General features: G+C 68.0%; 18 protein-coding genes, 3 tRNA genes and 7 pseudogenes. 14 read left to right on the top strand and 14 right to left on the bottom strand.

Annotation, left to right across the window (positions count from 1 at the left end; translation table 11 throughout):
• Positions 1 to 102 precede the first annotated feature (102 nt).
• The gene (locus tag ABZX79_RS28790; protein WP_355263834.1) at positions 103 to 1,539 is read right to left on the bottom strand and encodes an FGGY family carbohydrate kinase; all 1,437 of its coding nucleotides are present in this window, start codon (positions 1,537 to 1,539) and stop codon (positions 103 to 105) included.
• A gap of 56 nt (positions 1,540 to 1,595) precedes the next feature.
• Complete coding sequence (locus ABZX79_RS28785; protein WP_355263831.1) at positions 1,596 to 1,895, bottom strand: YtxH domain-containing protein; 300 nt, start codon at positions 1,893 to 1,895, stop codon at positions 1,596 to 1,598.
• 214 nt (positions 1,896 to 2,109) lie between these two features.
• Between ABZX79_RS28785 and ABZX79_RS28780 the strand changes: the two genes are divergently transcribed.
• The 5 genes from ABZX79_RS28780 to ABZX79_RS28760 all read left to right on the top strand — a co-directional run bounded on the left by ABZX79_RS28780 (position 2,110) and on the right by ABZX79_RS28760 (position 3,423).
• A tRNA-Asn gene (locus ABZX79_RS28780) sits at positions 2,110 to 2,182 on the top strand.
• A 5-nt stretch (positions 2,183 to 2,187) separates the two neighbouring features.
• Positions 2,188 to 2,260, top strand: a tRNA-Asn gene (locus tag ABZX79_RS28775).
• Between the two features lie 167 nt (positions 2,261 to 2,427).
• A tRNA-Ile gene (locus ABZX79_RS28770) sits at positions 2,428 to 2,504 on the top strand.
• A 281-nt stretch (positions 2,505 to 2,785) separates the two neighbouring features.
• The gene (locus ABZX79_RS28765; protein WP_355263828.1) at positions 2,786 to 3,019 is read left to right on the top strand and encodes a type II toxin-antitoxin system VapB family antitoxin; all 234 of its coding nucleotides are present in this window, start codon (positions 2,786 to 2,788) and stop codon (positions 3,017 to 3,019) included.
• The gene (locus tag ABZX79_RS28760; RefSeq protein ID WP_355263825.1) at positions 3,016 to 3,423 is read left to right on the top strand and encodes a PIN domain nuclease; all 408 of its coding nucleotides are present in this window, start codon (positions 3,016 to 3,018) and stop codon (positions 3,421 to 3,423) included. The genes ABZX79_RS28765 and ABZX79_RS28760 overlap by 4 nt, the downstream gene beginning before the upstream one ends.
• Position 3,424: 1 nt before the next feature.
• On the opposite strand, the pseudogene ABZX79_RS28755 reads toward ABZX79_RS28760, so the two are convergent.
• A pseudogene (locus ABZX79_RS28755) lies at positions 3,425 to 3,676 on the bottom strand (short-chain fatty acyl-CoA regulator family protein); the annotation flags it as partial.
• 178 nt (positions 3,677 to 3,854) lie between these two features.
• Between ABZX79_RS28755 and ABZX79_RS28750 the strand changes: the two are divergent.
• Together ABZX79_RS28750 and ABZX79_RS28745 are read left to right on the top strand one after the other, a co-directional pair.
• A complete protein-coding gene (locus tag ABZX79_RS28750) occupies positions 3,855 to 5,438 on the top strand; it encodes a molybdopterin-dependent oxidoreductase (RefSeq protein ID WP_355263924.1) in 1,584 nt (527 codons plus the stop codon).
• Positions 5,439 to 5,536: 98 nt separating this feature from the next.
• Positions 5,537 to 6,187 (top strand): fasciclin domain-containing protein, encoded by a 651-nt coding sequence (locus tag ABZX79_RS28745; RefSeq protein WP_355263822.1) that lies wholly within the window; start codon positions 5,537 to 5,539, stop codon positions 6,185 to 6,187.
• Positions 6,188 to 6,338: 151 nt separating this feature from the next.
• Here the strand turns inward: ABZX79_RS28745 and ABZX79_RS28740 are convergent.
• Positions 6,339 to 6,473, bottom strand: a pseudogene (locus ABZX79_RS28740) (amine oxidase); the annotation flags it as partial.
• A gap of 74 nt (positions 6,474 to 6,547) precedes the next feature.
• Positions 6,548 to 7,024: an ATP-binding protein gene (locus ABZX79_RS28735; protein WP_355263819.1), complete on the bottom strand. Its 477-nt coding sequence runs from the start codon at positions 7,022 to 7,024 to the stop codon at positions 6,548 to 6,550.
• 532 nt (positions 7,025 to 7,556) lie between these two features.
• Here ABZX79_RS28735 and ABZX79_RS28730 point away from each other — a divergent pair.
• Positions 7,557 to 8,141, top strand: coding sequence for a sigma-70 family RNA polymerase sigma factor (locus tag ABZX79_RS28730; RefSeq protein WP_355263816.1), 585 nt, complete (start codon positions 7,557 to 7,559; stop codon positions 8,139 to 8,141).
• Positions 8,138 to 8,884: an anti-sigma factor gene (locus tag ABZX79_RS28725; RefSeq protein ID WP_355263813.1), complete on the top strand. Its 747-nt coding sequence runs from the start codon at positions 8,138 to 8,140 to the stop codon at positions 8,882 to 8,884. The genes ABZX79_RS28730 and ABZX79_RS28725 overlap by 4 nt, the downstream gene beginning before the upstream one ends.
• A 707-nt stretch (positions 8,885 to 9,591) precedes the next feature.
• On the opposite strand, the gene ABZX79_RS28720 is transcribed toward ABZX79_RS28725, so the two are convergent.
• The 5 genes and pseudogenes from ABZX79_RS28720 to ABZX79_RS28700 form a co-directional block, all read right to left on the bottom strand.
• Positions 9,592 to 9,774 (bottom strand): hypothetical protein, encoded by a 183-nt coding sequence (locus ABZX79_RS28720; protein WP_355263930.1) that lies wholly within the window; start codon positions 9,772 to 9,774, stop codon positions 9,592 to 9,594.
• A 243-nt stretch (positions 9,775 to 10,017) separates the two neighbouring features.
• Positions 10,018 to 10,218: pseudogene (locus ABZX79_RS28715) on the bottom strand (ISAzo13 family transposase); the annotation flags it as partial.
• Between the two features lie 61 nt (positions 10,219 to 10,279).
• A pseudogene (locus ABZX79_RS28710) lies at positions 10,280 to 10,369 on the bottom strand (peptide deformylase); the annotation flags it as partial.
• Positions 10,370 to 10,852: 483 nt separating this feature from the next.
• Positions 10,853 to 11,692, bottom strand: a complete 840-nt coding sequence (locus ABZX79_RS28705; RefSeq protein ID WP_355263810.1) for a cytochrome c oxidase assembly protein — start codon at positions 11,690 to 11,692, stop codon at positions 10,853 to 10,855.
• A 4-nt stretch (positions 11,693 to 11,696) separates the two neighbouring features.
• A complete protein-coding gene (locus tag ABZX79_RS28700) occupies positions 11,697 to 12,167 on the bottom strand; it encodes a DUF2243 domain-containing protein (RefSeq protein WP_355263807.1) in 471 nt (156 codons plus the stop codon).
• A 152-nt stretch (positions 12,168 to 12,319) separates the two neighbouring features.
• Between ABZX79_RS28700 and ABZX79_RS28695 the strand changes: the two genes are divergently transcribed.
• The 3 genes and pseudogenes from ABZX79_RS28695 to ABZX79_RS28685 all read left to right on the top strand — a co-directional run bounded on the left by ABZX79_RS28695 (position 12,320) and on the right by ABZX79_RS28685 (position 14,132).
• Positions 12,320 to 12,841 (top strand): hypothetical protein, encoded by a 522-nt coding sequence (locus ABZX79_RS28695; RefSeq protein WP_355263804.1) that lies wholly within the window; start codon positions 12,320 to 12,322, stop codon positions 12,839 to 12,841.
• 192 nt (positions 12,842 to 13,033) lie between these two features.
• A pseudogene (locus ABZX79_RS28690) lies at positions 13,034 to 13,414 on the top strand (hypothetical protein); the annotation flags it as partial.
• A 73-nt stretch (positions 13,415 to 13,487) separates the two neighbouring features.
• Complete coding sequence (locus tag ABZX79_RS28685) at positions 13,488 to 14,132, top strand: DUF2071 domain-containing protein (protein ID WP_355263801.1); 645 nt, start codon at positions 13,488 to 13,490, stop codon at positions 14,130 to 14,132.
• A 658-nt stretch (positions 14,133 to 14,790) separates the two neighbouring features.
• On the opposite strand, the gene ABZX79_RS28680 is transcribed toward ABZX79_RS28685, so the two are convergent.
• The 3 genes and pseudogenes from ABZX79_RS28680 to ABZX79_RS28670 all read right to left on the bottom strand — a co-directional run.
• A complete protein-coding gene (locus ABZX79_RS28680; protein WP_355263798.1) occupies positions 14,791 to 15,300 on the bottom strand; it encodes a DUF3995 domain-containing protein in 510 nt (169 codons plus the stop codon).
• Positions 15,297 to 15,638, bottom strand: a complete 342-nt coding sequence (locus tag ABZX79_RS28675; protein WP_355263795.1) for a DUF6191 domain-containing protein — start codon at positions 15,636 to 15,638, stop codon at positions 15,297 to 15,299. Before ABZX79_RS28675 ends, ABZX79_RS28680 begins: the two co-directional genes overlap by 4 nt.
• A 320-nt stretch (positions 15,639 to 15,958) precedes the next feature.
• Positions 15,959 to 16,219: pseudogene (locus ABZX79_RS28670) on the bottom strand (transposase); the annotation flags it as partial.
• 96 nt (positions 16,220 to 16,315) lie between these two features.
• Here ABZX79_RS28670 and ABZX79_RS28665 point away from each other — a divergent pair.
• Together ABZX79_RS28665 and ABZX79_RS28660 are read left to right on the top strand one after the other, a co-directional pair.
• On the top strand, positions 16,316 to 16,903 hold the full coding sequence (locus ABZX79_RS28665; RefSeq protein WP_355263792.1) for a pyridoxamine 5'-phosphate oxidase family protein: 588 nt from the start codon (positions 16,316 to 16,318) through the stop codon (positions 16,901 to 16,903).
• 85 nt (positions 16,904 to 16,988) lie between these two features.
• Positions 16,989 to 17,211 (top strand): annotated as a pseudogene (locus tag ABZX79_RS28660) (hypothetical protein); the annotation flags it as partial.
• Between the two features lie 56 nt (positions 17,212 to 17,267).
• Here the strand turns inward: ABZX79_RS28660 and ABZX79_RS28655 are convergent.
• Positions 17,268 to 17,684, bottom strand: a complete 417-nt coding sequence (locus ABZX79_RS28655; RefSeq protein ID WP_355263789.1) for a VOC family protein — start codon at positions 17,682 to 17,684, stop codon at positions 17,268 to 17,270.
• Between the last annotated feature and the right edge of the window lie 272 nt (positions 17,685 to 17,956).

Below are 17,956 nucleotides of genomic sequence, written 5' to 3'. Positions count from 1 at the left end.
GTCTCTCGGTGTCGGCAAGATCGGGGTCCGCCCCATCCTCCGACACCGGGCGCCGGCAATTCCAAGGGATTTCCCCATCCCCAGGTCAAGACTCAGGAAGCTTCAGGCGCCGAACGCCCCCGGGTGGATCTGGTCCCGCGTGGCGCCGTACTGCTGGCGCACCGCCTGCCCCACCGCCAGCTCGTCACCCGGCTCCAGCACCTGCGCCGCCGCGCCCTGCCAGCCCGGCGGGGTGTGCGGAGCCAGCGTGCCCTGCGCGACGCCGAGCGCCCACGCGGCCTGCCGGGCCGCGCCCAGCGCCGCGTACTCGGCGGGCTGTGGCACGACCACCTGCGTACCGAAGATCGCGGGCGCCGCCGCCTGCACGGCCGGCAGCTCGGCGGCGGCCCCCAGCAGGAACACCCGCCGCACCTCCACGCCCCGGGCCCGCAGTACGTCCATGGCATCGGCCAGCGAGCACAGCATGCCCTCGAAAGCCGCCCGCGCCAGATGCTCGGGCTTCATCGACTCGCGCCGCAGCCCGCTCAAGGTCCCGGCGGTGTGCGGAAGTTGCGGCGTACGCTCACCTTCGAGATACGGCAGCAGTACGAGCCCGTAGGAGCCCGGCGACGACTTGAGCGCCAGATCCGAAAGCCCTTCAAGATCCGTCCCCAGCAGATCGGCCGTGCCGCGCAGCGCCCGCACGGCATTGAGCGTGTGCACGACCGGCAGATGCATCCCGGTGGCGTCGGCAAACGACGTAATAAGCCCGCTCGAATCGGCGAGCCCCTCATGATGGACGGCCATCACAGACCCCGAGGCTCCGAGTGACACCACAGCGTCCCCGACCCCGACCCCCAGCCCGAAGGCCGCGGCCATCGTCTCGCCGGTGCCGGCGGATATGAGCAGCCCCTCAGGGGTGGTCCCCGCGGCGTCGGAAGGGCCGAGCACCTCGGGCAGCGCGGCCTGGTGCCCCAGCGCCAGCTCAACGAGATCCGGCCGGTAGGACCCGGTCACAGCCGACCAGTAACCGGTCCCCGAGGCCGCGCCCCGGTCGGTGGTCCTGCGGGCCGGGCGCCCGAGCAGCTGCCACACCAGCCAGTCGTGCGGCTGCATCACGGCGGCGGTGCGCTGCGCGGATTCCGGCTCGTCGCGCGCCAGCCAGCGCAGCTTCGCGACGGGCTGCGGAGCCGTCGGCACCGACCCGACAGCCTCGGCCCACGCCTGCCGCCCGCCGAGCGCGTCGACCAGATCGGCGGCCGCGACCTGGGCACGCTTGTCATTGCCGAGCAGCGCCGGACGTACCACCGAACCGTGCCCGTCGAGCGGGATCATGCCGTGCTGCTGCGCCGATACGCCGATGGCCTGCACGCCCTCGAGCAGCCCGCCGGCCGCGGCCTCGCCCAGCGACAGAAGCCACACCTGTGGATCGGCCTCGGTGGATTTCGCCTCCCCGGGGTGCGGGGCATAGCCCTGCCGCAGCACTGCACCCGTATCCGCATCGCACACGACGATGCGCGTAGAACCAGACGAACTGTCCAAGCCGGCGACTATCCCCATGCTCAAGATTCTGCCGCATGCGGAGCTGGGGCCGCGCCGGGCTCTTGTCCGTGGTCCTAGGTGTTGGTCGTACCCCAGTCGTCCTCGCCGCTCTGCCCGCGCTCACGCAGCGACCGCACGCGCTCGGTGACGGAGCCGGGCATCCGGTCCCCGACCTTGTCGCTGACCGTATGGAGCGCCTTGCCCGCGAAGTCGCGGCCGTTGTGGGCGGCGGACTCGGCGGCGTTGCGTACGGCGGGGTTCTGGGCGACCTGGCGCGCGGACTTCTTCAACTGCTCGTAGCGCTCGCGCCCGGCTCGGGTCCCGAGCACGTACCCGAGGGCCAGTCCGGCGATGAATGTGAGCTTGAAGCGCATGGCTGTCACCCTTCTCCTACGTCGGTGGTCCCCTGGTGCCGGGGGAGTTTTCGGACCGTGGGGCTCTGCTGGCCGCCTACCCGTGGGCACCCGTGATCAACCCGGGGGATACCGATTGGCGGAGCACCCCCCTGCTTGCGCTAATGTATGTGTCGCAGCGAGCACACGCCCCCCGGGACGCCATCCGGTGGGTACGTTCGGTGCAACGCAGCAATCCCCTGTAGCTCAATTGGCAGAGCAGCCGGCTGTTAACCGGCAGGTTACTGGTTCGAGTCCAGTCGGGGGAGCGCGATCCCCTGTAGCTCAATTGGCAGAGCATTCGGCTGTTAACCGGAGGGTTACTGGTTCGAGTCCAGTCGGGGGAGCGGCAAGAAAAAGGGCCCCTCAGGGGTCCTTTTTCGTATCTCCTGCAACCGCGCAGGCGTCAGCGAAGTCCTCCTGGGCATGCGTAGCAGCCCACCCGAGGCAGGAGATCGTATGAGCGGCTATGCTGCGGCAGACGGCGCGCACAAATGTGCGCGACGCGCCGTAAGGGGCGGTAGCTCAGCCGGTTAGAGCAGCGGACTCATAATCCGTCGGCCGTGGGTTCGAGTCCCACCCGCCCCACCACACAGTGGTCGCGCAGAATCGTTTCTACCTGCGGAAACGCCAGAACGCGGGCCGCCACTCCAGTGTGGCGGCCCCCATTCATTCGTCCGGACCAAGATCCAGGGGACACGCAGGGGACACGGTGCGCCCGAAATCGCGTGTGGTGAGATTCGGGGCTTTTGGCGGGCTTGGGTGAGCTCGCGATCCGGCTTTGTGCCGCCCCGCTCGCGCACCTCAATGCAGTGCATGTTGACGATGTACGCTAAGTGTGTACATCGTCACTCTCTGGTGGGGTGGTGAGCGTGTCCGTTACCCAGATCGACCTTGATGACGAGGCGCTGGCTGAGGCGATGCGCCTGATGGGCGTGACGACGAAGAAGGAGACCGTCAACGCGGCTCTGCGGGATTATGCGGCTCGTATCCGGAGGCTTGAGGCCGCGGAGAAGTTGGCCGAGCGGGGCGAGCGCGGCGAGTTCGAGGAGGCCGCGGCTGCGTACGACGCTGCTAAGCGCGCGCGGCGGGCGGCCTTTGGGTGATCACATATCTCGTTGACATCTCTGCGCTGTGGCACCTGTTCCGTACCCCTGGGGCGCTGCGCCCCGGGGAGGGGCACATCGCCGCCGGGGTGTTGCGCGTCTGCGAGCCCACGCGCACAGAGTTCCTGTACTCGGCCACCAGCCCGTCGCACCGCGACGAGTTGGCCGGGGAGCTGGATGCCCTGTGCCCGCTCTCGCCGGTCCCCAAGAACGCGTGGCGCTGGGTCGACACCGCCCAGTACAAGCTCACGCAACGCGGTCAGCACGGTGCCGCGGGAGTCATCGATCTCCTGGTGTGCGCGACGGCCGTTCACCACGGCCACACCGTGCTCCACGTGGACAACGACTTCGTCACCGTGGCGGCGGTCCTCAAGGAAGTGCCGCAGCGCGACGTCCGCGCCTGACGCAGCCGAGACCGATCGCGAAGGTCTTGCCGGGCTCACCCCAGCCCCCACGGTGGCGGGTGGCGGTGTGAGCCGTTCACAGATATTGCTGCCCGTCGGGCATCGCGGCGATCGGGATGTGGATGCGGCCGGGGGCCGCGAACGCCTCGTAGACGTTCCACCTTGAACGCAGACAGCGGACTGCTGCGCGTGCATGTGTGCACCCCCACACTCCCTGCCGGCCGTCATGGACGCGGCCCGCATCGACGCCCAGCTGGTCTCCCCTTCCCCGTCCCGCTCTGGGGCGATGGAGAACTGGCGTAAAAGGGCTACGAGTTGGGGATCGCCGGCGCTGTCGCGCACTGCGCGGCCAGCTGAGGCCCCCCGAAGGCGGCTAAGAGACTTCCAATCTTTTCGAGTGGCGGGCCAATCCGCCCGGCTGCCGGGTCCGAATAGGGGGCGTGAGGATCTCCCGTACAAACCTGGCCCGAGGAGGGCTCGCCGCCCTCAGCGGCCTGCTGTCCGGCTACGCCGCGCTGGCCGTTGCCGAACTCGTCTCGGCGGCCGTCCGCCCCGAAGCGGGGCCGGTCACAGCGGTCGGTGGTGCGGCGATCGACCGCACTCCGGCGCCCCTGAAGGACTGGGCGATCCGGAACTTCGGTGAGAACGACAAGCTCGTTCTGCAGTTGGGCATTCTGGCGACGCTCGCCGCGCTGGGTCTGGTGCTCGGTGTGGTGGCGCTGCGGTATCGGCGTGTCGGTTCGGCCGGTGTGCTGATGTTCGGGGTGGTGGGTGCTGCCGCGGCGGTGAGCCGCCCGGACTCGACCGGTGTAGCGGACGGGCTGCCGTCGCTGGTGGGCGGTGTGGTGGGAGCCGGTGTGCTCTATGTGCTCATCGGCCGTCTGCTCAGGACTCGGCGACATGCGGAGGTTTCGAGCGGCAGCGGTTGGGACCGGCGGGGATTCCTGATCGCGGCGACGGCGGCGGCGGCCGCGTCCAGCGGCGCGGGCGCGCTCGGCCGGACGCTCAACGGCCGACGTGGCCAGGACGCGATCGCCTCACGTGCCGAAGTACTGCTGCCCCAGCCCGCATCACCCGCGGCGCCCGTCCCGTCCGGCGCTCAGCTACGAGTTCCGGGCATCAGCTCCTTCATCACGCCGAGCAGGACCTTCTACCGCGTCGACACCGCTTTGATCGTGCCGAAGGTCGACGCCAGTACTTGGCGACTGCGCATCCACGGCAAGGGCGTCAAGCGTCCGCTCACCGTCAGCTTCCAGGACCTGCTGGACCGCGAGTTGATCGAGCGGGACATCACACTGACGTGTGTCTCCAACGAGGTCGGGGGGCCCTATGTGGGCAACGCTCGCTGGATCGGCGTACGACTGGCGGACCTGCTGCGCGAGACGGGCGTGAGGCCGCCCTCACGCGGTGGGCCCGCGGACCAGCTCGTGGCCCGCTCGGTGGACGGCATGACGCTCGGCACTCCGGTCGAGGACGTCATGGATGGCCGCGACGCGATGCTCGCGGTGGGAATGAACGGCGAGCCGCTCTCCTTCGTGCACGGCTTCCCCGTCCGGATGCTCGTCCCGGGGCTGTACGGATACGTATCCGCCTGCAAGTGGATCGAAGACATCGAACTCACGACGTTCGACGACTACGACCCGTACTGGGTGAAGCGCAAGTGGGCCCGCAAGGCTCCGGTCAAGACGCAGTCCCGCATCGACACCCCCAAGCCCTTCGCCCGGCCCAAGGCCGGCACCGTCGTGGTCGCCGGCGTCGCATGGGCTCAGCACCGGGGCATCGAGAGGGTTGAAATCCGCATCGACGACGGTCCCTGGCGGCCCGCGGACCTCGCCGCGCAGGACACCGTAGACACGTGGCGGCAATGGTCCTTCCCCTGGAAGGCCACGCCCGGCAGCCACACCCTCACCGTGCGCGCCACCGACCGCACAGGTGAAGTCCAGACCGATAAGCGAACGCGGACCATCCCCGACGGCGCGAGCGGCCGGCACTCGGTAGTCGTCACCGTCGACTGACCCGCACTCGGCAGGAGACCCGGCTCCGCCCCCCCGCCGAAAATCCAGACCTTTCTTCCTTACAGACAGTTACATCGCAACCACTCAAGGAGAACGCAATGAATGCCTTCCGCTTCCGCCGCGTAGCCATTGCCGTCGCGGCTGCCGCAGCTCTGCCGCTGGGCCTGGTCGCGTGCTCGGACGACAGCTCCGACTCGGCGACCGACAACTCATCGGGCACGGCCGCTTCCTCCCCGAAGGAGTCGACTCCCGCCGCCGACGACACGGCGATGACGGACAAGCCGTTCGGTCCCGGTTGCGCCTCCGTGCCGAAGGACGGCGCCGGCAGCTTCGACGGCATGGCAAAGGACCCGGTGGCCACAGCCGCGTCGAACAACCCGGCGCTGTCCACCCTGGTGACCGCGGTGAAGAAGGCCGGCCTGGTCGACACGCTGAACAACGCCGAGAACATCACGGTGTTCGCACCGACCAACGATGCCTTCGCCAAGATCCCCAAGGCCGACTTGGACAAGGTCCTCAACGACAAGGCCACACTGACCAAGATCCTGACCTACCACGTCGTGGGCCAGAAGCTCACGCCGAAGCAGCTGGAGAACGGTTCGTACGACACTCTTCAGAAGAGCAAGCTCACCACTTCCGGATCGGGCGAGTCGTACAAGGTCAACGACACGGCGAACGTGGTGTGCGGCAACGTCCCCACCGCCAACGCCACCGTCTACATCATCGACACCGTTCTGATGCCCAAGTAGCAAGGGACCGTCGGCCGGCGGACCCGCCGGGAATCCTCGACATCCATGCTGCAGAGGCCGCTGTGCCGCCCCACCCGGGCCGCGCAGCGGTCTCACGGTGGGTGTGGGCGCATCCAGCCTGCGGTGAGAGCGGGTTCGACCGCCCATCGAGGCCGCGTACTCCCGCGTATTCGAGGCCACAACCCTCGTACCCCCGCACCGACACCGTTGGGTCGGACTCCTGTGTGGCGGCACCGAACCATGCGAACAGCCGCAGCAGCATCGGGTAGGTACGCTCGTTGTCCACTGTGGAGCCGCCTCGGACAAGGTGACGTGACAGGCGGATGGTGCGCGGTCCCAGGGGCGCTTGCCGTGACACGGTCAGCCGGATGGGGCCGGGCTGCCGACCGGGGAGCCGGGCTTGACTTCCAGTTCGGCCCACACGGTGTGCCCGTGGCTGGTGCGGTCGTTGCCCCAGGAAGACGCGAGAGTGTCGACGATGAACAAGCCGCGCCCGCCGTCCGTCAGGGAGCCGGAGGGGTGGCGCCAGCGGGCACGTATGAGGTTGATGTCGATGCCTGACCCGGCGTCGGCGACCTCCAGCCGCACGTATCGCCGCCCATCCTCCTGGGACAACATCAGACACATGCTGACACTCCACGGCGGCTTGCCGTGGCGGGCAGCGTTGGACAGCAGCTCCGTCACGACCAACAGCGCGTCGTCGGTGAGGCTCTGCAAGCCGCAGTACGTCAGATGCCGTCCGATCACGGCTCTGGCACCAGCGGCAGCATCCGCCGATGACGCGGCCTCGCTTCGGCCGGCCCAGAAAGGGGGCGTAACGGGCACGACGTCTCTCATGCCTGTTATTCGTCACCGGCACGTCTTTGGATGGGTCTGCGCACGTGAGTGTGTCGACCAGACCGGCCTTCTTCCCCGCGGTGATGACGGGCGCCAGACAGGGCGGCTACGGCGACGACAACGGCGAATTGCGACGCGAGCGGGTGCTGAACATGAAGACAGCCGTTTGAATGGGCCACGGGCACCGGCGGGCCGCGCCGGTGAGTGAGGGCGAGGGCTGCCAGGTAGGTACGGCCCCGCAGTCCGACAGTCCGCTTCGACTGCTTCGAGGCCGTACCGCTTCCCTCACGCCCTTCATTCGTCACCAGAGCCGATACGGATTGGCCGTGGAGCGAACGTGTTTCCCGGGCGCACAGAAAGTCGCCCGGGGAACCAATCCATGAGGCCCGCGGCTACGAATCAGTCGAAAGAGCAAAACCGAAGAATCGCTGAAGGGTGGCTTTCGCTCACCTGTATCGCTTGAAAGGTTGGGTATGGGCGGCTATCACACCGAGCTTCGCCTCGCTGGCTGCGCCCGTCCGAGAGGTGTGCGGTGAAAGAGATCGCACGCATCGGCGGCGCTGCGCAGGGTGGCCCGGAACTCTCCGATGTCGTAGCTCGCGTTGCCGGCGGCGACCAGGAAGCCTTCGCCACCCTCTACGACGCGATCGCCGGCCCGGTCTACGGACTGGTACTCAAGGTGCTGCGGGATCCGGCCCAGTCCGAGGAAGTGGCGCAGGAAGTCATGGTCGAGGTGTGGCGTACCGCTACGCGCTTCCGTCCCGATCAGGGAAGCGTCATGACATGGGTGATGACGATGGCTCACCGTCGTGCCGTGGACCGCGTGCGCTCCGAGCAAGCAGCGACCGCCCGCGAGCAACGCACTGCGGTTCGCGAGCGCACGCCCGACTACGACCAGGTCAGCGAGGAAGTGACTGTCCGGCTGGAGAGTGAACAAGTCAGGCGATGTCTTCGGACCCTGACCGAGCTGCAGCGCCAGGCCCTGACCCTCGCCTACTACCAGGGCTACACCTATCAGGAGGTGGCTGCCACACTGTCGGCGCCACTGGGAACAGTTAAGACACGTCTGCGTGACGGCCTGATCCGCCTTCGAGACTGCATGGGAGTAAACGCATGAGCGACGAACACGTGCACGTCCTCACCGGCGCCTACGCCCTGAACGCGGTGGCAGACAGCGAGCGCGAGACGGTCGAGCGCCACGTGCGTCAGTGCACGGCATGTGCCCAAGAAGTACGAGAGTTGACCGCCACCGCGGCCCGCCTGGGAGCAGCCGTCGCCGCCGCGCCCCCGCCCGCGATGAAGAGGCAGGTCATCGCCCGGATCGAGGCAGTGCGTCAGCTGGCCCCGCAGGCGACGGCCGCTGATGTCGTACGCCGTCCGACGACCGGCCGCGCACGGTACATGCCCCGTCTGGTCCTGGCCGCTTGTGTGGCGGCGGCCACCGGGTTCGGAGGGGTGGCAGCCTGGCAGTTCCAGGAGGCCCAGCAGGCCGGACAGCTTGCCCAGCAGGTCAGGGAGGAGGCCGCGGACATGGCGCGGGTACTGGCAGCCCCCGATGCCCGCAGCGCCTCGGGCAGCGTCAAGGGCGGTGCGCAGGCCACGGTGATTGTCTCCCGCAGCCAGAACAGTGCCGTCTTCCTGGCCTCCGGCCTGCCGGAGCTGCCTGAAGGCAAGACCTACCAGCTGTGGTTCGACGACAACGACACGATGAGGCCGGCCGGCCTCATGCGTCGCGACGGTGGTGTGGTGATGGAGGGCGACGTGGGAAAGGCCACCGGCATGGGCGTCACGGTAGAACCCGCAGGCGGCTCATCCCAACCCACCACCACACCCTTGGCACTCATGGCACTCCCCTCCTGATACGTCCGCAGGCCTCCGCTCGGCTCAAACCGAGGAGCAACTCCAACAGGAGGGCTCTCTGGGGGACCGCCAGGGGACACGCAGGGGACGGAAGGCCCCGGAAGGATCAGGAAGGCTCGTACACAGCCAGACGGTTGCAGGCCGCTGACCTGTGAATATGGGAAGATCGAGGCAAGACTGGGAGCGATCGGAAAATCCGAAAAGGACTCATAATCCGTCGGCTGTGGGTTCGAGTCCCACCCGCCCCACGTAAAGGCACCCTGACCTGCGGAAACGTTTCTGCTCGGGTCGGGGTCGCGAATTTTGCTCCGACGGAGAGAATCCGCTGCTCAGGACTTCGCCGCGTGACGTGTCCGCGGCGGCTAAGGGGCCCCTGACCTGCGGTGACGGCACCCTCATCGAGGTTTGGGGCACCTTCTGGAGGGCGAGACGCAGCGATGTGTGGACGCTGTGTGGACACGAGGAAATCGTTGGTGAGTCAGGGTGGCTGGACAGACTCCGCGACCGGGGCTGATTGGCGCGGTACGAGCGCCGACGGGGTCGGTTGACGAACGAGTTCCAGCGGCGGGGGCGCAAGGGTCGGCGGTCAGCGAGCCGGCGCGGGCTGTCCTGAAAGCGGCCCGATCTGAAAACTGCACGTCCTGCTCGCGAGCTCTGTGGCGCGGGGGTGAACGTCCAAGCCGGAGAGATTTAGGGCTTGCAGATCATTAACACGTCGTCTTGATCTTGCTGCTGGGCTCGCAGGTCAGAGCGAGGACCCGGGCCTGGAGGATGGAGAGGGCTGCGGGTGGGGTCGTCGCGGGCGGGATGGCGATCCCATGTGCCTCGATCAGTCTCCGGTTCTTCAGGGGAGTGCGGTGCATGGCCGTGCGGCTGCTGCCGAACAGCACGGCGAGAGGTTTCCGGGGCCAGGGCGACCCGCAGGTGGAGCACGGTGGCCAGGACCTGTTCGGGGAAGGCGAGCCGGGGCGGGCGGCCGCGCTGGGTATCGCTGTCCGGGGCCAACGTTCCTCTGAGGTCGTCCAGTTGCCAGCGGGTCATCCCGGTCAGCGGCGGATCGGAAAGCAGGGAATGGTCCCCTTTGCGGCAGGTGCCTGCGGGGCCCGCGCCGCCGGGATGACAGGGCAGGATCGGGGATGCAGGACATAGTTCCAGTCGCCGTGGAACGCGTGCCGGGTCAGCGGCAGGGCAGCCGTCTCCGCATCCCCGATCTGGACTCCGGTGGGGTATGTGTTGGTATCGAGTGCGGCACTCACGCGCAGTCCGGTGCGGGTGGTGGTTGCCGCGATGCTGTTCACGATGACGTGGCTGGTCGGCGGGCGGCCGCGCCAGTTCGCTCAAGCAGCCTTCGTACTGTTCATCAGTCTCCTCGCCGCGGGCGGTGATGCGGGGGTTGAGCAGCACGATCGGGCTCTGGTCGCGGCCGGGTGGTTGGACGACCGCTGCGGCCCAGCCGATACCAATCTGGACGGCCGCCAGACCCATGCCCTGGGCGAAGGGCTGAACCTGCCCGACGCGGCGCATGGAGGCGAACAACAGATCGACGGCGCGCTCGGCCGCCGCCTATTCGGCGGGCAGATCAAAGCGGCGGGCCGCCTCCCCGAGGATGGGAGCGCCGTGCTGGACGACGCCGATCTCGCGCATGTGCTGGCTGAGCCGCATCACCGTACCCACTCGGACGGCTCGTCGTCCCAGACCACCGCCCGGTCACCGTCCTCGGTGACGGGCGCCTCCACAGTCTCCGTCTCCGCCTCCGGGAAGTCCTCTGGGGTCATGGCCTCATAATGCCCAAGCGCCCACGGCCAGTCGAGCACGATCCCGGCCTCTATTGTCCCGCCGGTCCAGAGATCACCGCTACGAGGGTACTGATATCAGCAGCTATGGACCCGGAAGGGGTAACCGGCGCCTTGACAAGGGCGGCTGCTGAGGGAGTCGCCTTCAGTAGAGGGAGAAGTGGGCCATGAGTACTCAGCACAGCCGGGTTCCAGCCGGCGGTGTCGCGGCGGCCTGCGGGCAACGCCCACGGGATTCCTGCAATCGCGGTGCCGAAGGCCCTCGACTGAGCGGCTGACGTCTAGCGTTGGTTCGGCCTGTGGTGGAGTACCACTGGACCGCCAACGTGATGGCGAGGGCGATCTCGACCAGGTCGCCGCCGTAGTACATGAGCCGGGCACCGGCCTGGAGGTCGTCCCGAGGAACAGCGGTCCCGGGCGGTGGCGTGACGAAAAGGGATTTGGCCAGGAGCGCGTGCGCTGCGCCGGTGGCGAGCAGGGTGGCGCCGCGCCATCTCAGGCTCCAGCGGCGGCGCATCGGGTCCAGGCGGCAGACGGCGAACGTGAAAAGCAGGCCGGCAGTCACGACGTGCGCGTGTACGGCCGCTTGGACCAAGGGCTGGTGGTGGGTGGCCGTCAGGAGCGGGGTGCGGTAGAGCGCCCACAGGCCGCCCATGTCGAGCAGCGCCGCCAGGGGCGGGAACACTATCCATGTGGCGGGGCGGGAGTGCAGGGCTGCGAGCAGCAGGCGTCGTGCGCGGCCGGGGCCGGTGACCCGCAGAACCAGAGTGAGTGGGCGAGCAAGGACCAGCAGCAGCGGGGCCGCCATGCCGACGATCAGGTGCTGAGTCATATGGGCCGTGAAAGGGCCGCCCGGGCCTGGGGTTGTCGCCGCCACCGCCAGGGCCGCGCCGCCGACGCTGAAAGAGACGTCGCGCGTCGGTGGCCAGGCGTCGCCACGCGTGCGCAGCCGTACTGCGGCTGTGAGGTAGGCGGCCACGGCTGCCAGCGCGGTAACCGCGATGGCCTGAGTCATGGGGTCACCCGCGCGGCCGGGTCGCCCGGAGGGCCAAGGCTGTTCCGGCGGCCAGCAGGAGGACGGCCGCGCCGTTCCAGGCCCAGTCGTAGGGGGTGACGTCGACTCCGTACCGGATCTGGTGCAGGCGAAGCAGCTTGTGGTCGACGATGCCGTCGAAGAGCTGAAAGGCTCCCAGACCCAGGAAGAGTCCGGCCCACGCGTGCGCCGGGGCCAGGACGCTACGGCGGCGCAGATCGGCGTACAGGACCAATCCGGCGACCAAGCCCAGGAGTTCGGCGGTGTGCAGCAGCCCGTCGGACAACAGCCCCACGGTGGAGGTGGAGCGGTCGTAGAAGTGGTGCCACGCCAGGATCTGGTGGAAGACGATTTCGTCGACGGCAGCCATCACCGCCGCGCCGATCAGCGCGCAGACCGCCATCGACCTGCGCGGCAGAAGGCGGGCGGCGACCGGGGGCCTGGCCGGTTCACTCATGCGGCTTCCGCTTTCTTCCGGGGCACGTCGTCCCGGTACGCCTACCCCCGGAAGATGCGGAGCAGCGCCGCATCCGGGTGAGGCGATCCGCAGGCGGGTGCTTGGCGGACCCTGGACGTGGTGGTCGCGGTCACCGGGGGTACGTGCACCGCATGATGAAGCGCGCACTGTGGCAGGGCCTGGTCGCCGGAGCGACGGGCGCTGTGGTGATGACTCTGGGCGAGAAGGCGGAGCAGCGTCTGACGGGCCGGCCCGATTCCCACGTCCCGGCACGCACCTTGGAACGCCTGACCGGCATGCGGGAGCGGCCAGGGCGCCAGCCCGTTCCGCTGAATTGGGTGATGCACTTCGGGCAGGGGGCACTGGCCGGGGTGCTGCGCTCGGTGATGGCACAGGCCGGGCTGCGCGGTCCGTGGTCCTCAGCCATGTTCGCGGTGGTACGGCTGACCAACGACCAGATCCTGGAGAACGCCACGGGAGTCGGCGCCCCGCCCCAGACATGGCCCCGCCCGGAACTGGCGGTGGACCTGCTGCACAAGACCGTCTACGCCTTCGCCACCGGGGCGGTCGCGGACGCTCTCGCCGCCCGCAACGGACCTGGCCCCGGACAGCAGCATGCCGCGCTCCGCCCGGGCCGCCGCACCGACGTGGGGCCGCTTCCCAGGAACGGTTAGCACGCGGCGGCCGGGATCGCCGGGTCTCTTCACAGTGGTCCAGCCGGGTGAGTGTGGGTGGGCCGGGTGCGCGGTGCCGCAGTGGCCCGGCCGGGGAGCGCGGAGCATGGCCACGTTCTGTTGTGCCCCGGGTGCACACCGCTTGCTGGGGTACTCCGGCAGTTCGAGCCCAGGTTTCTCAAGGAGGCCCAGATGACGTTCAACCCCTTGGAGCAGCGTGGTATCCCGCTCGACCGTCAGCTAAGGAACTGGCGGGAGTTGAACGTGGAACCGATCGACCCGGATCGCTGTGATCCGTATACGAGGTGCCGGATCATCACGATGAACGGGATCGAGGTGGAGGCCATCATGTTCAGCCACCAGCTCGCCCGCCACACTGCGGATCCGGAGATCAAAAGGCAGCTCGCGAGGACCCGCTACATCGAGGCGCAGCAGCAGAAGGTCGTCAACTGGCTGCTGCCCGGCGTTTCGTCGGTGCTGGAGACGACGATCGCCTACGAGCAGGTGGCGGTCGATCTGACGGCGTGGATCGCGCGGATGGAGCCGGACCCGTACCTCAAGCAGGCGTACCAGTTGTACCAGGTATGGAGCGGAGCAGCGGGTTCGCACTCCCGCGCTCCGGGCCGACTGGCTGAATCAGACGTTCATGCACTGGCCCTTCCGGTCGGCTCAGGTTCAGGCTCTTGTGCCTGAGGGGCTGATCGTGGAGGAGTACGAGGGTGCGGCATGGGTGGGTCTCTCGCCTTTCGTCATGGCGGACGTGCGCCCTCCCGGCATACCCGCTGCGGTGCCTCTCCCGACGTTCGCGGAGACCAATCTGCGGACCTATGTCCGACGCCCGGACGGGCTGGACGGGCTCTGGTTCCTGTCCATCGAGGTGGCCTGCCCGCTGATGGTGGGAGCTCGTGCCGTCGGCGCACCGTACAGCCCGGGCAGACTGAGCGTCTCCCGGAGCGGTGATGTCATCTCGTACGTGGGCTCCCGGTGGAGCGGTACGCCGTCATACCGTCTGCTCGTCCGCCCCGGCGAGCCGATTACGCCGACGGACCGGGACGTATGGCTTACTTCGCGCTGGCGGACGTACACGCGCCGGTTCGGCGCGATCTGGGAGACGCCTGTCGAGCACGAGCCCTGGCCGTTGTCCGACGCCACTGTTGACGTGCTCGAGGAGACGCTGGCCACCGCGGCAGGCCTCCCCCCCCCGCCCCTCACCGAGCCCGTGGTGCACTTCTCGCAAGGAGTCAGGCATGTGCGCCTCGGGGCCTCCCGGCCCTGCGCCGGTCTTCCTTGACCTCGGCTGATACCACCGAGGCCTGTCGGACACTGCCCAGAACTTTCGACAGGGGGCGAGAAAACGAGATGAGCCGAAAACACGGCAAGGCCACCGGGCCCGCTCGACTGCGCTTCGACGGATGGATCGCGGGCATTGGCACCTCCTCCGGTACGCGCATCGTGATGGGACATTGGACGCGATCGCCGTTCGGGCCGTTCAGCGACGTGATGCTCGAGCGAGCGAACGGGGAACGGCTGCACGCTTTCGAGAACCGCGACGCGACAGCGTTCCGCGCTCAAGTAGCCCGAGCGGCAGGACCGCCGGGGCCCCCGCCGAATGGGCGCTGTGTGGACGCGGTGTGGACACAAGCATCTACGCAGACCCGCAAAGCCTGATGTGGAGCAACATGCGACAGAAACGTTCCTTCTGGAGCGTTGGTGCGCAAAGTAGGGCTCAACGGAGAGAATCCGCCGCTCGGGATGTTCTCGTCGGATGAGTGTGCGGACACGAGGAAATCACCGGTAACCATCGCCGAGCGGGACGCGTGCAGCGTCAGGGCGCGAGACCGATGCGCGGGTGAGTGAGGGGGCGGCCCCTATACCCCCATGCACTCGCACCTTTGGAACACCCCCGCGCCAGCGGGGAGGAAGTGGCTGTGGGGTTGCTGGCGGAGCAATCAGCTTCTGGACGAGGGTGGCGGTTCTGCGTCGGCATGGCGGCTGGACCGGAGCGTGGCGAGACCGAAGGCCAGTCCTCCGGCGATGAACCAGGGGTTCCAGAGGGCCAGCGTCCAGGCTCGCTGCTCCCCGCTCACCGAGGCATCCAGGTGCGTTGTGTTGGTCAGCAGCAGCACCTCGATACCGATGCCCCGGACCAGCAGGAGGGCACTGACGCCCCACCCCAGCCACCGTGCCGGCAAAGCGGGAACGCCCCGGAGCCTGGACGAGGCAAGCAGCCATGCCAGCAGGGTGCCGAGGAGGCACAGCGCACCCACACCCCACAAACCGGCCACGACGAACCACAGCGGGCGCTCGGTGGCCAGCGGACCGGCGGAGATGCTCAGCCCCACATCACCGCCGACGGCCCAGTAGAAGTGCAACCCGGCGAACGTGGCCGCCCACAAGCACGCGATACGCCCCCACGGCGTGGACGGTTCTGCGCTCGTTCCCTCCGGTTCGCGGTTCACCGCCGGCCCTCACAGGCATCACGCCTGTCAGTGCACGGGTCATCCGCTTCCTGTGGCAACACGATGAACGCCGTGCCCTTGGTCAGGTCGATGCTGGAGCGGGGCGGCGCACCGTCGCTCTCGTCGTCCCGCAGCAGCAGCTCCACCCTCCGCTGCTCCACCTCTACCGACTTGCTTCCGTTCACGACCGTCGTGAATTCATCGAAGGCCACGCTCGACAACGACTGCCCCGTGCGCCTGCGTACCCAAGGGATCAAGCCCAGCCCCGTGAACCATCGCCACGCGCTCTCCACCAGGGCGAACGAGACCAGCAGACACACAAACGCCGGGAACGACATGGCCCCAATCGCCACAACTGGCCTCCCTCATCCTCAACACAGCTGGCGGTCGGGAAAAGGCGGACGGGTCGGCGCCGTTTCCATCGGACGTGCGGACCGAGAGAACTCGGGACGCCAGCCATCGACTCGCGCGTGGACCGCTCGCACAGACAGTCCGGCACACAGCCCGGCAGCGTCGTACGCCGTCGTGGGACTCATCTCGCTGATCGCCATGGGCTCACTGTTCTGGATCCGCAGCGCGCAGGGATCACGCTGGCGCATGATCCGGTTCCCCCTCGCGGGGGAGGCGCTGCCCATGGAGATCCACCTCGTGGAGGAGTGTCTGCGTCGGCCTGGACAGCCCGAAGGATCCGCTCCCATGTGCCGTCCGCCGTCCCCGACCAACGCCGGTGGCGGTCATGCACCGTCTTCCATTTCGCGAACCGCGTGGCTAGATCCCGCGACGGGATGCCAGTCCGCCGGCGGAAGAGAATGCCGTTGATGACTGCGCGGTGATTCCGCCACCGCCCGCCCCGACCTTTGTTCTTCGGAAGGTGCGGCTCCAGCCGAGCCCACTCCGCGTCCAGGGCGGACTGCGTCATTTCCACGCCCTGTAGGGCCTATTGAAGGACAAGGACTGCCAGCGGCCGAGACGATTCGTTAGACAGGCGAAAGACTTCCGTGCATAATCCTTAGGCATGGGAAAGACTTACGAACGTATCGACGGCAGGCTGCGCACCTTCATAGAGGCGCAGCCCATGTTCTTCACCGCGACCGCCCCGCTGGCCGGCGACGGCACGGTCAACCTCTCCCCCAAGGGCCTCAAGGGCTCCTTCGCCGTGCTCGACGAGCAGCGGGTCGCGTATCTCGACTTCGCCGGCAGCACTGCCGAGACCATCGCCCATCTGCGGGAGAACGGGCGGATCACGGTGATGTGGTGCGCCTTCCAGGGGCCGCCCAACATCGTTCGGGTGCACGGCCAGGGTGAGGCGGTCTTCCGCGACGACCCGCGGTTCAAGGATCTGCTCGCGCACTTCCCGGACATCGACCCGACGCCGCACGGGCTGCGCGCGATCATCGTGGTGACGGCCGAACTGGTCCGCGACAGCTGCGGATACGGCGTCCCTTTCATGTCGTACGACGAAGATCGCGATCTGCACGGGAAGCGCTTCGCACGTGAGGACGACGCCTCGCTGAGTGCGTACTTCACCAAAAAGGAGCACATCGCGCAGAGCATCGACGGCCTGCCCGGACTTCCGCTTCCGCTGCCGCCCAGTAGTTTCTGAGCAACCGCCCCTCTCCTCGCTGGGGTTGTCATGGACGTCGTACCTGCCGGTGTCGCCTCTGCACGAAAGGGCTGATCGAAACCGAAACTCCTGGTGGTGCCAGGACAATGCCTCGCGCGCCTACAAGCGGCTGGGGCGCGGGCATCTTCCTGCATGTCAACGGGCGGGCGGCGACGGCGGGTTGTGTTTCGGTGCCCGCGGATGTGATGCGGCGGATTCTCGACTGGGCCGAGCCGCGGAAGCGGCCGCACACCGCGATCGGCACCCAGTCCGGAGCTACGGCCATCACTCGCTACTCAGCCAGCTAAGGCCTGTCTTTCGGGTCTTGCAGGGCTAGTCCCCGGACTGGGCGGCCGCTGGTCGTTCAGGGCTGCTGCTGGTTGATGTTGATCATCCAGGTGATGCCGAAGCGGTCCGTACACATGCCGAAGACGTCGCCCCACATCTGCTTCTCCAGCGGGACCGAAACCGTGCCGTCGCCGGAGAGCTTGTCCCAGTAGCCGCGCAGTTCGCCGGCGTCCTCCCCGCTGACGCTCACGGAGATGTTGTTCCCGGGCTTGTACTCCATCCCCGGAGGGGTGTCGGCGGCCATGAGCGTGAAGCCGCTATCGGTCTCCAGCATGCTGTGCATGATCTTGTCGGCGGCATCTCCGGCCTCCTTCTCGCCGAAGTCACTGAACGTGTTCGTTCTCAGGCTGCCGCCGAAGACTCCCTTGTAGAACTCCATGGCTTGCCGGGCGTTGCCGTCGAAGTTGATGTACGGGTTGAGGCGAGAGGTCACAGAATATTCCTTTTCTGGGTGTTATGTCGGTTCTCGCAGATTAGGTGGTGCCGACGCTCGTTGCGGGAATGCGCGGCGACCGGCGCGCGGCGATCCGCATTGGCGAAATTCATACATGCCTCGGTGCGCCCCCGGCGCACTTCTGGTGTTCCGGGTCGGCTTGCCGTCCGTGGGGGATGTGCACCGTAGGTTGATGACGGTTCGCCGCCCAGCGGCCGCGAAGGCCCTGGGGGCCGGCCGCCGCTTGTGGCAAGCCCCGCATCACCTGGCTG

This window comes from Streptomyces sp. NPDC002994, from assembly GCF_040611155.1.
Classification (GTDB): Bacteria; Actinomycetota; Actinomycetes; order Streptomycetales; family Streptomycetaceae; genus Streptomyces.
Note: the sequence above shows the minus strand (reverse complement) of the source record. Positions and strands in the feature narration are given on the sequence as shown.